Annotated in this window: 12 protein-coding genes; 3 read left to right on the top strand and 9 right to left on the bottom strand. The window is 69.0% G+C overall.

Features of this window, described 5'->3' with window-relative positions:
• Positions 1 to 453: 453 nt before the first annotated feature.
• From CFP71_RS02435 to argS, 7 genes are all read right to left on the bottom strand, one after another.
• Positions 454 to 993, bottom strand: coding sequence for an AAA family ATPase (locus tag CFP71_RS02435; RefSeq protein ID WP_093932183.1), 540 nt, complete (start codon positions 991 to 993; stop codon positions 454 to 456).
• 91 nt (positions 994 to 1,084) lie between these two features.
• Positions 1,085 to 3,067 (bottom strand): transcription termination factor Rho, encoded by a 1,983-nt coding sequence (rho, locus tag CFP71_RS02430; RefSeq protein WP_093932182.1) that lies wholly within the window; start codon positions 3,065 to 3,067, stop codon positions 1,085 to 1,087.
• Positions 3,068 to 3,502: 435 nt separating this feature from the next.
• Complete coding sequence (thrB, locus tag CFP71_RS02425) at positions 3,503 to 4,384, bottom strand: homoserine kinase (protein ID WP_093932181.1); 882 nt, start codon at positions 4,382 to 4,384, stop codon at positions 3,503 to 3,505.
• Entirely contained in the window at positions 4,381 to 5,442 is a 1,062-nt protein-coding gene (gene thrC, locus CFP71_RS02420) for a threonine synthase (protein ID WP_093932180.1), read from the bottom strand. Before thrC ends, thrB begins: the two co-directional genes overlap by 4 nt.
• Positions 5,439 to 6,749: a homoserine dehydrogenase gene (locus CFP71_RS02415; RefSeq protein WP_167405971.1), complete on the bottom strand. Its 1,311-nt coding sequence runs from the start codon at positions 6,747 to 6,749 to the stop codon at positions 5,439 to 5,441. Before CFP71_RS02415 ends, thrC begins: the two co-directional genes overlap by 4 nt.
• A 3-nt stretch (positions 6,750 to 6,752) precedes the next feature.
• Positions 6,753 to 8,186, bottom strand: a complete 1,434-nt coding sequence (gene lysA, locus CFP71_RS02410) for a diaminopimelate decarboxylase (RefSeq protein WP_093932178.1) — start codon at positions 8,184 to 8,186, stop codon at positions 6,753 to 6,755.
• Positions 8,187 to 8,189: 3 nt separating this feature from the next.
• On the bottom strand, positions 8,190 to 9,845 hold the full coding sequence (gene argS, locus CFP71_RS02405) for an arginine--tRNA ligase (protein WP_093932177.1): 1,656 nt from the start codon (positions 9,843 to 9,845) through the stop codon (positions 8,190 to 8,192).
• A gap of 203 nt (positions 9,846 to 10,048) precedes the next feature.
• On the opposite strand from argS, the gene CFP71_RS02400 reads away from it, so the two are divergent.
• Positions 10,049 to 10,849, top strand: coding sequence for a DUF3105 domain-containing protein (locus CFP71_RS02400; RefSeq protein ID WP_093932176.1), 801 nt, complete (start codon positions 10,049 to 10,051; stop codon positions 10,847 to 10,849).
• A gap of 9 nt (positions 10,850 to 10,858) precedes the next feature.
• Entirely contained in the window at positions 10,859 to 11,572 is a 714-nt protein-coding gene (locus CFP71_RS02395) for a DUF305 domain-containing protein (protein WP_093932185.1), read from the top strand.
• Between the two features lie 86 nt (positions 11,573 to 11,658).
• On the opposite strand, the gene CFP71_RS02390 is transcribed toward CFP71_RS02395, so the two are convergent.
• Together CFP71_RS02390 and CFP71_RS02385 are read right to left on the bottom strand one after the other, a co-directional pair.
• On the bottom strand, positions 11,659 to 12,576 hold the full coding sequence (locus CFP71_RS02390) for a cation diffusion facilitator family transporter (protein ID WP_093932175.1): 918 nt from the start codon (positions 12,574 to 12,576) through the stop codon (positions 11,659 to 11,661).
• Between the two features lie 151 nt (positions 12,577 to 12,727).
• Entirely contained in the window at positions 12,728 to 13,852 is a 1,125-nt protein-coding gene (locus tag CFP71_RS02385) for an epoxide hydrolase family protein (protein WP_093932174.1), read from the bottom strand.
• 44 nt (positions 13,853 to 13,896) lie between these two features.
• Here CFP71_RS02385 and CFP71_RS02380 point away from each other — a divergent pair, with 44 nt between their 5' ends.
• Entirely contained in the window at positions 13,897 to 14,334 is a 438-nt protein-coding gene (locus CFP71_RS02380) for a MarR family winged helix-turn-helix transcriptional regulator (protein ID WP_093932173.1), read from the top strand.
• The last annotated feature ends 16 nt before the right edge of the window (positions 14,335 to 14,350 follow it).

Below are 14,350 nucleotides of genomic sequence, written 5' to 3'. Positions count from 1 at the left end.
GCTCTTCCGAACTCAGGCGCAAGGAAGGGGGCCTTTATGTACTTGGACTTGGGTGGGTGCCGGGGCTCGGACGGTTTCATCGGGCCGAAAGTGTCGTGCTCGACAGCTCGCGCGCCTGCCGGGGTTCGGGTGTCCTGTTCGCTTGCCGGCGTCTCGGTCCTAGTTCCCAATGTCGCATTTGAGACGCTGAGCGTCTCAAATGCGACATTGGGAACATCCGCCGCCGAGATCACGAGCCCGCCACCCTTGCCTCCTCGCCACTCCCGCGGGGCGAATCGGCACTTTCGTGTGACTGACTGGACGGCACGTGCGATCAGATGGACGACACACGTGATTGGACGGACGACACGCTCGCGGCCGAGTCCCACCGGGTGTCGTCCGTCTGATCACACGTGTCGTCCGTCTGATCACGCGTAACCGCCGGAACCGTAGGTATCGAAAACGCCATTGGCCTTAAGTGGCCTTGCCGGTCACGAGGGCCAGCCAGCGTTTCGTCGCGCGTGGCGAGGTCAGCCGCACCACCGGCACCGCCGGATCCGCGGCCCAGTCGCGGATCGTGCGCCGTTTGCGCGCGTAAGACCGGAAGTGCCACAAGATGATCGAGTCGCGGGAGAGCATGCCCCGCAGCGTTTCGACGTTGCCGTTGCAGATCCGGCGGCGCGTGACGCAGCGCACCACGGTCCGGCGCAGCAGACGGCTCAGCGAGACCCAGCGCGGATAGTCCAGCGCGACGATCAGCTCGGCGCGCGGCAACGCGATGTCGCGCCATTTGGCGAACATGCCGTCGATGATCCAGCGATCGTCGGCGACCAGCGCGGTGATCCGGCGCCGCTGCTCGTCATCGGGGACGGGGATCCAGCCCGGCTGCCAGGCGAGGTCGTCGTCGACGGAATGCCACGACAGGCCGGTCCGCTCGGCCAGCTTCCCGGCCAGTGTCGTCTTGCCCGAACCCGTGACCCCGTAGACGACGATCCGCCCCGGCACCGAACCCACTGAGCCTCCCCGCGATGCAATGAAGGGGCCTTTCATAGCAAATTTTGCTATGAAAGGCCCCTTCATTGCAGTACCGAAGGCGACCTGAAGATCAGTCGTCGTCGTTCGAGCCGAGGGCCGTCTTCGAGACCTGCATGAGGAACTCGATGTTGGTCTTCGTCTTGCGCAGTCGCGAGATCAGCAGGTCGATGGCCTGCTGCGAGTCCAGCGCGTGCAGCACCCGGTGCAGCTTGTGGGTGACCGCGAGCTCGTCCGGCGAAAGCAGCAGGTCTTCCTTGCGGGTACCGGACGGGTTGATGTCCACCGCGGGGAACACGCGCCGCTCGGCGATCTTCCGGTCGAGCTTGAGGTCCGCGTTCGCGGTGCCCTTGAACTCTTCGAAGATGACCGTGTCACCGGTGGACCCGGTCTCGACCATCGTCGTGGCGAAGATCGTCAGCGAACCGCCGTTCTCGATGTTGCGCGCCGCGCCGAGGAAACGCTTCGGCGGGAACAGCGCCGTCGAGTCGACACCACCGGAGAGGATCCGGCCGGACGCCGGGGCCGCCAGGTTGTAGGCACGGCCCAGACGGGTGATCGAGTCGAGCAGCACGACGACGTCGTGGCCCATCTCGACCAGGCGCTTCGCCCGCTCGATGGCCAGCTCCGCGACCGAGGTGTGGTCGGACGGCGGGCGGTCGAAGGTGGAGGCGATGACCTCACCCTTCACCGACCGCTGCATGTCGGTGACCTCTTCCGGACGCTCGTCCACGAGCACGACCATCAGGTGGCACTCGGGGTTGTTCGTCGAGATCGCGTTCGCGATGTCCTGCATGATCGTCGTCTTGCCCGCCTTCGGCGGCGAAACGATCAGCGCGCGCTGGCCCTTGCCGACCGGCATCACCAGGTCGATGACGCGGGTGGTGAGCTTGTGCGGCTCGGTTTCGAGGCGCAGTCGCTCGTTCGGGTACAGCGGGGTCAGCTTGGTGAACTCGGGACGGCGCTTGGACTCGTCCGGCTCGAGGCCGTTGATCGAGTCGACGCGCACCAGCGGGTTGAACTTCTGCCGCTGCTGCTCGCCGTCACGCGGCTGGCGCACGACACCGGTGATGGCGTCACCGCGGCGCAGGCCGTACTTGCGGACCAGCGAAAGCGAGACGTACACGTCGTTCGGCCCGGCGAGGTAGCCCGACGTACGCACGAACGCGTAGTTGTCGAGCACGTCCAGGATGCCCGCGACGGGCAGCAGGACGTCGTCCTCGCGGATCTCGGTGTCGGGCGAACCGCCCTGCTCACGGCCACCGCCGGAACCCCGGCGGCGACGGTCGCGGAAACGACGGCCGCGACGGCCGCCTTCCTCGTCGTCGTCACCCTGCGGGCCCTGGCCCTGGCGCTGGCTGTTGTCCTGGCCGCCGCCCTGCTGGTTGCGCTGGCGGTTGTCCTGGCCGCGGTTGCCGTCACGACCGCCGTCGCGGTTGCCCTGACGGTTGCCGCCCTGCTCACCGCGGTCGCCGCGCTCGTTGCGGTCACCCCGGTCGCCACGCTCACGCTGCTGGCCACCCTGCTCGGGCGAACCCGCGGCGCGGTTGGAGCCGCGGCGACGACGGCTGCGGCCGCCCTCGTCCTGCTGCGACTGGCCGTCCTGCTGGCCGTTCTCCTGCTGCGCGGGCCGCTCGGTGGCGGGCGCGGAGCCGTTCTCCGAAGACTTTTCAGCCTTCTCGGCGCGCGGGGCCTCGGCCGGGGCTGTTTCCGCCTTCGGCGCTTCGGCCTTCGGGGCCTCCTGCTTCGGGGCCTCCTGCTTGGGCGCTTCGGCCTTCGGGGCCTTGCGCGGTGCGTCGATCCCCTCGAGCGGAAGCGTTTCGCTCGCCGCCGCGGGGGACTTGCGCTTGGTCTTGCCCTGGCGCTCGCGGATGGCCGCGATCAGGTCGCCCTTGCGCATCCCCGTGGTCTCGCCGATGCCGAGTTCCCCAGCGATCGAGCGCAGCTCGGCGACGGTCTTGCCGGTCAATCCGCCGACCGTGCGCTTGGGAGCGACGGCGCCGTTCGACTCGGCGGCGCCACCTTCGACGTCGCTCAAAAGATCGGTGTTGCTCACAAATGTCCTTCCTGACCGATCCACGCCTCCAGGTGGATCAGCGGACCGCCGCTCGCGTCCGATTGCGAAACGGCGTAGTTGGCCCCCGATACGGGCGATCAGCTCCTCGGCCGTGTTGAACACAGCTAGAAGGCCTCCAGCACAGGGATTTGCGTCCTCCAAATGGAGGAAGCGGAATTCGGCACCGCCGGAACCGGGAACCCGCCTGTGTCAATCTGCCAGCCCCCGCTTGCCAGGCTGTGCTAGTTGCCGGACCTCTGCGGAACTGGCGGATCAACGAAGGATGCGGGCCAAGGATGACACTGGTCACCTGGACCGGCACCGGGTGCGGAAACGCACGGTGATCGAACGCCCCCGAGGGTAGACCGCGCCACGGCCGGGTGCAACAACCACCCCCCGCGTGGCGGGGTGGTGCTCCGGCATGTGACCGAGGCTTTACTGAGCCGCAACCTGGACGCCGCCCGGATCGACCGGCAGCTCGGTGACGTCGAACGATGTAACGTCGACACCCGCCGGGAGTATTCCCTCGGTGGTGAGCGCGAGCACGGTCGGACCGGCTCCCGAGATGGCCGCGGCCACCCCTTCGGCCCTCAGCGCGCGCACCAGTTCGCTGCTCGCCGGGTACGCGGGCGCCCGGTAATGCTGGTGAAGCCGATCTTCGGTCGCGGAGAGCAACAGGTCGGGGCGCGCGGTGAGCGCGTGCACTGAGAGCGCCGCGCGACCGGCCGTGAACGCCGCGTCGGCGTGCGGGACCTGGGCGGGAAGCAGTCCGCGCGTCGCGTCGGTCGAGGAGCGCAACGCCGGGACGGCGACCACGGGCCGGATGTCGTGATGCGGCTGGAGCCGTTCGGCGCGGAACCGCTCGCCCTCGTTCCAGGCGACCACGAAGCCGCCCAGCAGGCTCGCCGCCGCGTTGTCGGCGTGCCCTTCGAACCCGGCGGCCAGCTGCAACGCGTCGTCGTCCAGGGCCTTCTCAGCCAGCGCGTACGCCGCCGCGACGCCGGTCACGACCGCGGCCGCGGACGAGCCGAGGCCGCGGGCGTGCGGGATCGCGTTGAAGCAGCGCAGGTGCAGGCCGGGTGGCCGGAGGCCGAGGTGCTCGCAGCCACGCCGGAAGGCCCGGACGACCAGGTGCGATTCGTCGGTCGGGACGTCGTCGACGTCACCGGCGCCGGCGTCGACCACCTCGATCTTGAGCCCGGCGTCGGTGACCAGCAGTTCGACGCGGTCGTAAAGGGCCAGCGCCAGGCCGAGCGTGTCGAAGCCCGGGCCGAGGTTCGCCGAAGAGGCCGGGACCTTGACCTTGAGCAGCGTCATCGCAGGTCCAGCGCGGCGGCGACGGCGGTCGGGTCGACGGCGAGCGGCTCGACCTCGACGTTGCCTTCCAGCGCCGTGGCCGGGTCCTTCAGACCGTGTCCGGTGACGGTGCACACAACGGTGGAGCCCTTCGGCAGCCGTCCGTCGGCGGCCGTCGCAAGCAGGCCCGCGACACTGGTCGCCGAAGCGGGCTCGACGAACACGCCTTCCTTGCGGGCGAGCAGCCGGTACGCTTCGAGGATCTTCTCGTCGGTGATCGCTTCGAACAGCCCGGCGGACGCGTTCTTCGCCTTCATCGCGCCGTCCCAGGACGCGGGGCTGCCGATGCGGATCGCGGTCGCGATCGTGTCCGGATCGGCCACCGGCTCGCCGTGCACGAGCGGCGCGGCACCGGCCGCCTGGAAACCGAACATCCGCGGGGTGTTCTTCACCACACCGTCACCGGCGTATTCGGAATATCCCGCCCAGTAGGCGGTGATGTTGCCCGCGTTGCCGACCGGCAGGCAGTGGATGTCCGGCGCCTTGCCGAGGACGTCGCAGATCTCGAACGCGGCCGACTTCTGGCCGGCGATGCGCACCGGGTTGACCGAGTTGACCAAGGTCACCGGGTAGTCGATCGCGGTCTTCTGCGCCAGTTCGAGACAGTCGTCGAAGTTGCCGTCCACCTGAAGGATCCGCGCGCCGTGCAGGACGGCCTGGGCGAGTTTGCCCATCGCGATCTTGCCCTGCGGGACGAGGACGGCGCAGGTGAGCCCGGCGCGGGCCGCGTACGCCGCGGCCGACGCGGAGGTGTTGCCGGTGGAGGCGCAGATGACCGCCTTGAGGCCGCTGGCGAGCGCGTGCGTGATGGCCACGGTCATCCCGCGGTCCTTGAACGACCCGGTCGGGTTCGCGCCCTCGACCTTGAGGTGGACCTCGCAGCCGGTCAGATCCGAGAGGTGCGGAGCGGGCAGCAACGGGGTGTTGCCCTCGCCGAGGGTGATCACCTTCGCGCCGGCCGGGACCGGGATCCGGTCGGGATAAGCCTGGATGATCCCTGGCCACGGTTGGGAAATCACTGGTCTTCGCCTTCCACGCGCATCACACTGACGACCTGGTTCACCACATCGAGCTCGGCAATGTCGTCCACAGTGGACCGCAGTGCCGCGTCCGGCGCCAGGTGGGTGACCACGACCAGGCTGGCCGTGTCGTTGGCGTCACGCTGCCGCACGGCGGCGATGCTGACACCGTGCCCGGCGAACGCCTGGGCCACCTGGGCGAGCACGCCCGCTCGATCGGCCACGTCGAGACTGACGTGGTACCGCGTCGGCGTCTGGCCCATCGGCCTGACCGGGAGCGCGGCGTGCGCGGATTCGCGCGGGCCACGGCCGCCGACGACCCGGTTTCGAGCCACCGCGACGAGGTCGCCGAGCACGGCACTCGCGGTCGGCGCGCCACCGGCGCCCTGACCGTAGAACATCAGCTCACCGGCGGCGTCGGCCTCGACGTAGACGGCGTTGTACGCGCCGCCGACCCCGGCGAGCTGGTGCCCGCGCGGGATCATCACCGGGTGCACGCGCGCCGAAACGGATTCGGTGCCGTCGTCGGAGGTGACGCGCTCGCAGATGGCGAGCAGTTTCACCGTGCGGCCCAGCACGTTCGCCGCGGCGAGGTCCGACGCGGTGACGTCGGCGATGCCTTCACGGTGCACTTCGGACGCCGTCACCCGGGTGTGGAACGCGAGCGAGGCGAGGATCGCGGCCTTGGACGCGGCGTCGTAGCCGTCGACGTCGGCCGTCGGGTCCGCTTCGGCGTATCCGAGCCTGCTGGCTTCTTCCAGCGTTTCCGCGTAGCCGGCGCCTGTCGAGTCCATCGCGGACAGGATGTAGTTGGTGGTGCCGTTGACGATGCCCATCACGCGGGTGATGCGGTCGCCCGCCAGCGATTCGCGCAGCGGGCGCAGCAACGGGATCGCCCCGGCCACGGCCGCCTCGAAGTACAGGTCGACGCCTGCCGCGTCGGCGGCCTCGAACAGTTCCGCGGAGTGCTCGGCCATCAGGGCTTTGTTCGCCGTGACAACGGATTTCCCGGCTTTGAGCGCGTCGAGCAGCCACTCCCGCACCGGCTCGATGCCGCCGACCAGTTCGACGACGACGTCGACGTCCGGAGACGTGACGAGCTTCGTCACGTCGGAGGTCACCAGTTCCGGCGGCAGCTCGGGGTGCTTGTCGGGGCGCCGCACCGCGATGCCCGCCAGCTCCATCCGGGCGCCCGCCCTGGCGGCGAGCTCTTCGGCCTGCTCGGTGAGCAGCCGGACGACCTCGCCACCGACCGTTCCGCAGCCCAGCAGGGCGACCCTGATCACGCGTCCGTCCACAGTAGACACTTACTAGACCTCCAGGCGCAGCATGTCGTCCGTCGTCTCCCGCCGCAGCAGCACGCGGGCGCTGCCGTTGCGCACGGCCACCACCGCGGGCCGCGGCTGCCGGTTGTACCCGCTGGCCATCGAGTAGCAGTACGCCCCGGTGGCCGCCACGGCGAGCAGGTCGCCGGGAGCAAGGGTGTCGGGCAGCCAGCAGTCGCGGACGACGATGTCGCCGGACTCACAGTGTTTTCCCACGACCCGGGACAGCGCGGCGGCGACCTGGCCGTCCCCGTCGTCGTCGGAGGTCCGGGAGACGAGACGGCAGTCGTACACCGCGTCGTAGAGCGCGGTGCGGATGTTGTCGCTCATCCCGCCGTCGACGCTGACGTAGCGCCGGGCGGCCTTGTCGCCGAGCGAAACGTCCTTGATGGTGCCGACCTCGTACAGCGTGATCGTGCCGGGACCGGCGATGGCGCGGCCTGGCTCGCCTGCGATCTTCGGCACCGGGAGGCCCGCGTACTCGCATTCCTTGCGGACGATCTCGCGGATCTGCGTGATCATCTGCGCGGGCGGCGGCGGGTTGTCCTTGTCGGTGTAGGCGATACCGAAACCGCCGCCGAGGTCGACGATGGACATTTGGTCGAGCAGGTCGGTGCCGTGTTCCTTGGCCAATTCGGCCAGCAAGCCGACCACGCGGCGGGCGGCGACCTCGAAGCCGTCGGCGTCGAAGATCTGCGAACCGATGTGGCTGTGCAGGCCGATCAGTTTGAGCGACGGCGCGTTGAGCACCCGGCGCACGGCCTCGGCCGCGTCACCGGAGGCCAGCGAGAAACCGAACTTCTGGTCCTCGTGCGCGGTCGCGATGAACTCGTGGGTGTGCGCCTCGACGCCGACCGTGACCCGGATCAGCACGTTCTGCACGACGTCGTGCCGGGCGGCGACATCGGCCAGCCGCGCGATCTCGAAGTAGGAGTCGACCACGACCGTGCCGACGCCTGCCTCGACCGCGGCTTCCAGTTCGGGCAGCGACTTGTTGTTGCCGTGGAAGGTGATCCGCTCGGCCGGGAAGTCCGCGCGCTGCGCGACGGCGAGTTCGCCACCGCTGCAGACGTCCAGGCTCAGCCCCTGCTCGGCCACCCAGCGGGCGATCTCGATGGACAGGAACGCCTTGGACGCGTAATGCACGAGCGCCGGGTCGTCGAACGCCTCGGCGTAGTCGGCGCACCGGGACTTGAAGTCGGCCTCGTCGACGACGAACAGCGGCGTGCCGTACTTCTCGGCGAGTTCGCGGACGTCGACGCCCGCGATGCGCACGACGCCGTCTCCGCCGCGGAAAGTGTTGCGGGGCCAGACTTTCGGGTACAGCCTGTCGAGTTCCTCAGGACTCGACGGCGGGAAACCGGAGGCGTCGGCGTGGGGGTAGACGTCGGCGTGGCGGGGGCCCGCGGGGTGAGCCATTGATTACATCCGTTCCGGAGCAGAGACACCGAGCACGGTGAGGCCGTTGGCCAGCACCTGGCGAGTCGCTTCACTGAGCGCGAGGCGGGAGAACGTGAGGGGGGTGGTCTCCTCGTCGCCCTTCGGCAGGACCCGGCCGACGGCGTTCCACTTGTGGTAGGCGCCGGCGAGTTCTTCGAGGTACCGGGCGACACGGTGCGGTTCGCGCAGCTGTGCGGCCCGGCGGAGGACGGTCGGGAATTCGCCGAGTGTGCGGATCAGGTCGCCCTCCGCCGGCAGCGTAAGCAGTCCGAGGTCGGCGTCGCCATCGAATTTGAGCCCGAGGTCGGAAGCGTTGCGCTGCAACGAGGCCAGCCGCGCGTGGGCGTACTGGACGTAGTAGACCGGGTTGTCGTTCGAGTGCTTGCGAAGCAGGTCGAGGTCGATGTCCAAAGTGGAATCGACGGAGTAGCGGATCAGCTCGTAGCGGGCCGCGTCGACCCCGACGGTGCCGACCAGGTCCTCCATGGTGATCACGGTGCCGGCGCGCTTGCTCATCCGGACCGGCTTGCCGTCGGAGACCAGGTTGACCATCTGGCCGATCAGCACCTCGACCACGGCCGGGTCGTCACCGAACGCGGCCGCGGCGGCCTTGAGCCGGGCGATGTAGCCGTGGTGGTCCGCGCCGAGCATGTAGATGCAGAGGTCGAAGCCGCGCTTGCGCTTGTCCTGGAAGTAGGCGAGGTCACCGGCGATGTAGGCCGGGTTGCCGTCCTTCTTGATGACGACGCGGTCCTTGTCGTCGCCGTGCTCCTTGGACTTCAGCCACCAGGCGCCGTCCTCGAAGTACAGGTTCCCGGAGTCCTTCAGCTGCTGGACAGAGGTCGCGACCGCGCCGGACTCGTGCAGCGAGTTCTCGTGGAAGTAGACGTCGAAGTCGGTGCCGAAGTCGTGCAGGCTCTGCTTGATCTCGGTGAACATCAACTCGATGCCGACCCGGCGGAACGTCTCGGCCCGCTCGTCCTCTGGCAGCGAAAGCGCGCTCGGCTCCTGGCGGATGACCTCGGCGGCGATGTCGTTGATGTAGCCGCCCGCGTAGCCGTCCTCGGGAGCGGGCTCGCCCTTGGCGGCGGCGATCAGGGACCGTACGAAACGGTCGATCTGCGCGCCGTGGTCGTTGAAGTAGTACTCCCGGGTGACCAGGCCGCCCTGCGCGGACAGCACGCGGCCCAGCGCGTCGCCGACCGCGGCCCAGCGGGTGCCGCCGAGGTGGATCGGCCCGGTGGGGTTCGCCGAGACGAACTCCAGGTTGATCTTGAGGCCGGCCAGCGCGTCGCCGAGGCCGTACTTCTCCCCGGCGTCGAGCACCTGCCGGACGATCTGGCCCTGCGCGTCGGCGGCGAGCCGCAGGTTGAGGAAGCCCGGCCCGGCGACCTCGGCCGAGTCGATGCCGTCGGCGGCCGCGAGGGCCTCGGCCAGCGCGTCGGCGAAGTCGCGGGGCTTCATGCCCGCCTTCTTGGCCACCTGCAGCGCCAGGTTGGTCGCGTAATCGCCGTGCTCGGGGTTGCGGGGACGTTCGATCGTCACCTTCTCCGGCAGCACGGAATCGTCGAGGCCGCGCGCGGTGAGAACCTGCACGGCTGAGTTACGGACCAGGTCGGCGAGAGCTGCGGGAGTCACTCGCGGAATTCTAGGTGTGACCTGGTCCGGGCTACGCAGCGACCGCCGGAAGGTGTGAGCCAAGCGGTTGATCTTCCAGCTGTTCACGGTGATCAGACGTGCGGTCTCTACACTGGCCCGCGCAGGGACCACCCCCTTTGGAGAACGCAGGAGCCATGGCTAACGGGACAACCAGAAAAAAGGGCGCGTCGTCGAAGAACGCCATGAAGGCCGCCCGTAGTTCCGTCGTGTCCAAGAAGGGCACGCCCTGGGGCACGATCATCGCGGTCGTCGCGATCGTCGCCCTGGCTGCCTCGGTGGTCACCTACTACATGGTCGCCTCGGCGCCGAAGCGCGAGCAGAAGACCCGCGAAGAGGCCGCTGCCGCCTTCGCGCCCTCGCAGCAGGACCCGGATCCGTCCAAGCGGATCAACGGCGTGACCACGGCCACCTACGAGGGATCCGTGCACGTCACGGCGGCCGAGCGCGTGGCCTACGACAAGACCCCGCCCTTCGGCGGCCCGCACGACCAGGCCTGGGCCGCGTGCAACGGCGTCGTCTACGACAAGGCCGTCCGCAACGAGAACATGGTCCACGGTCTCGAGCACGGCGCGGTCTGGATCGCCTACAACCCGGCGCAGATCTCCGGCGACGCGCTGGAGCTGCTGCGGGTCCGCGTCGAGGGCAAGCCGTACACCACGATGTCGCCGTACCCGAACCTCGACAAGCCGATCTCGCTGCAGTCCTGGGGCCACCAGCTGAAGCTGGACAAGGCCGACGACGAGCGGATCGACCAGTTCATCGCGGCGCTGCGCACCAACCCGTACGGCGCGTACCCCGAGCGTGACGCCACCTGCGACGCGCAGATCGAGCCGGGCGACTTCGACCCGACCCCGCCGGGGCCGGACGCGAAGCCGATGGACTACAAGGGCACCGCGGGCACTCAGCAGGACCAGCCCGGCGCCGGTCAGAGCGGCATGCCGTCCGCTCCCGCCACTCAGCCCTCGGCGCCCGCGAGCAAGTAAGTGAGCCAGATGGACCCCGATCTCCAGTACGTCGACGAACCCGGCGACGAAGTGCCGCGCTCGGCCAAGAGCCGGTGGCTGGTGATCGGGGCCGCCCTGGTCGTCATGCTGATCCTGGGCTTCGGCCTGGGCGCCCTGACGACCAGGCTGATCGACTCCGAGCCGGAGCAGACGACTCCGGGCGCGGGTTCGGTCGAGGTCGGTTTCGCGCAGGACATGTCGGTGCACCACCTCCAGGCCGTCACCATGGCGGGCTGGGCGCGGGACCACACGGCCGATCCGGCGATCAAGACCCTCGCGTTCGACATCGAGCGCACGCAGACCGGCCAGGTCGGCCGGATGAAGGGCTGGCTGGGCCTGTGGGGCCAGCCGGAGCAGACGACCGGCGCCTACATGACCTGGATGACCGAGCCTTCAGGCCACGGCGGACACGGTGGTGCCGACATGAAGCCGTCGAACGGCGCTCCGATGCCGGGGATGGCGACTTCGGCCGAGCTGGCCAAACTGCGGTCGCTGACCGGCAAGGAGATGGACGTCTTCTTCCTGCAGCTGATGCTGCGGCACCACATGGGCGGGACCGAGATGGCTCAGTACGGCAACGACCACACGTCCATCGCGGACGTGAAGTCGCTGACGCGGAGCATGCTCGTCTCGCAGGGCGCGGAGATGGACCTGATGAAGGGCCTTCTCCAGGAGCGCGGCGGCTCCCCTCTGCCCGCCTGACGCCTTTTTCCCCTCACGCATTTCGTCCTCTGGATGCGGTAGTTGGCAACGCGAACTACCGCATCCAGAGGACGAAATGCGTGAGGTCACCAGGAGAGTTCCCGGCACCGTTGCGCACACTGGGGCACTTCTATCTGCAGGGTCGCGTGCTCGATCGAGTAGCGGTTCGCCAGGAGGTTCTGCGCCTCGGTCAGCACCGCCGCCTGCTCGACGGTCGGCGCGATGGTGAGGTGCGCCGAAGCGACCTCCATCCCCGACGTCAGCGTCCAGACGTGCAGGTCGTGGACGTCCTCGACACCCTTCAGCCCGCCAAGCTCCGCCTGGATCCCGGCGACGTCGACCCCCTTCGGCGCATGCTGGAACAGGATCCGCAGCGCGCGCCGGGCGAGCGCGTACGTGCGGGGCAGGACGAACAGGCCGATCGCGACACCGATGATCGGGTCGGCGTAGCGCCAGCCGGTCAGCAGCGTGATCGCGCCGCTCAGCAGCACGCCGACGGAGCCGATCAGGTCGGCGAGGACTTCGAGGTACGCGCCCCGGACGTTGATGCTCTCCTCCGCGCCCTTGCGCAGGATCAGGAAGGAGACGATGTTCGCGACGAGACCCGCGGCGGCGGCCAGCAGGACGGGCAGGCCGGGCACGGCGGGCGGGTCGCTGATCCGGCCGATGGCCTCGATCAGGACGTAACCCGCGACGCCGAACAGCAGGATGGCGTTGCCCAGCGCCGCGAGCACTTCGGCCCGGTAGAACCCGAAGGTGCGGGTGAGCGTCGGGCCGCTGCGCCGGGCGAGCATGATCGCCGCCAGCGCCATGCCGACACCGAGTACGTCGGTGAACATGTGCGCGGCGTCGGAGATCAGCGCGAGCGAGCCCGTGGCGAACCCGACGATGAACTCCATGACCATGAAGCCGGCGCCGATGACCAGGGCGATCGTCAGGCTCTTGAGGTAGCGGCCTGACGCGCTCGACGGCGAGGCTGTCCCATGCCCGTGCCCGTGACCCATTGCTCCGCCTCTCGTGAAGTCGACAGGCCGAATATATTGTCACATGCGCATATGTGCAATACAGGTGAGCCTAAGTTCACTTTGTCTTAAGCCACACACGGAAACCATCCCCCAGGAGGGCCTTCCCGAAACCTGAACCCGCCACGCACCGCTACCGAAGTGACCGGAAGAACCCCCGCAACTGGCCGACGAAGATCTCCGGCTGCTCGAACGCGGCGAAGTGACCGCCCTCGGCCAGCACCTCGTACCAGCGAAGATCGGTGTAGCGCAGCTCCGCCCAGCGCCTCGATGGGCGGATGATCTCGCGCGGGAAGATCGAGATACCCGAAGGAACTTCAACCGCCGAGACGTCCCGCTCCTTGTTCTCCCAGTAGATCCGCGCCGACGAAGCAGCCGTCCCGGTGAACCAGTAGACGGAGATCGCGTCGAGCATCTGGCGCCAGGACAGCGCGGTCACCGGCGAGCCGTCGTTGTCGGTCCACTCCCAGAACTTCTCGGCGATCCACGCCGCCTGAGCCGCGGGTGAGTCGGTGAGCCTGTAGCCGACCGTCTGCGGGCGCGTGGCCTGCTGCTGCGAGTACGCGGACCCGACCTCGCGGAAGCGCGCGAGATCGGCGATCGCCGCCCGCTCCTCCGCCGTCGGCTCCCCCAGCTCGGCCGCGTCGTACGGGACACCCGCCATGTTCACGTGGACGGCGATCACCCGCTCCCGCGCGACCTTGGCGAGCATGTTCGTCACCCCGGCGCCCCAGTCGCCGCCCTGGGCGGCGTAGCGCTCGTAACCGAGCCGTCCCATCAGCTCGTCCCAGGCCCGGGCGATGCGCTCGACGTTCCAGCCCGTCGACGTCGGCTTGTCGCTCCAGCCGAAGCCCGGCAGCGAGGGCGCCACGACGTGGAACGCGTCCGCCGGATCACCGCCGTGCGCGGCGGGATCGGTCAGCGGGCCGAGCACGTCGAGGAACTCGACCACCGATCCCGGCCAGCCGTGCGTGAGCACGAGTGGCGTCGCGTCCGGCTCCGGCGAACGGACGTGCAGGAAGTGGATCCCGAGACCGTCCACAGTGGTCTTGAAGCCCGGGAAAGCGTTGACGCGATCGGCCAGGCCGAAGTCGTAGTCCTCCGCCCAGTACCGGCACATCTCGCGGGCGAACTCCAGCGGGACCCCCTGCTCCCAGCCGTCCGCCGTGGCCGGCTCGGACCAGCGCGTGGCGCGCAGCCGGGCTCGCAGATCGGCGATGTCGGCTTCGGGGATCCGGACTTCGAACGGCTCGATCACGACGTCCTCCAGTTCGTTGGTGACACCAACGCTACGCTGATTCGATGAACACCGCCCCCGACCGGCTCCGAACCAAGGCCAGCTGGCTGGTCAACCAGGCCGCCACCGTGGCCCACCGGCTCGCCCTGAACGAGTTCGCCCGCAGCGGCGCCCGCCGATACCACTACGGGATCCTCGCGGCCATCGACGAGAACGGTCCGTCGAGCCAAGCCACCCTGAGCCGCTGCACCGGCATCGACCGCAGCGACGTCGTCGCCGTCATCAACGAACTCTCCGACGCGGACTACGTCGAACGCGCGCCCGATCCGGCGGACGGGCGGCGCAACCTGATCACCCTCACCGACACGGGCGCACGACGTCTGGAACACCTGGAAGAGCAGGTCAGCGACACGCAAGACGTCTTCCTCGCGCCACTCGAACCCGCCGAACGGGCGCAGCTGACCCGACTCTTGGCCCGCGTCGTCGAGCATCACCAGGGTTAACGACCACCTCGCGAGA

This window comes from Amycolatopsis thailandensis (assembly GCF_002234405.1).
GTDB lineage: Bacteria > Actinomycetota > Actinomycetes > Mycobacteriales > Pseudonocardiaceae > Amycolatopsis > Amycolatopsis thailandensis.
The sequence above is the reverse complement of the archived record's forward strand: the minus strand, read 5'-3'. Positions and strand labels throughout refer to the sequence as shown.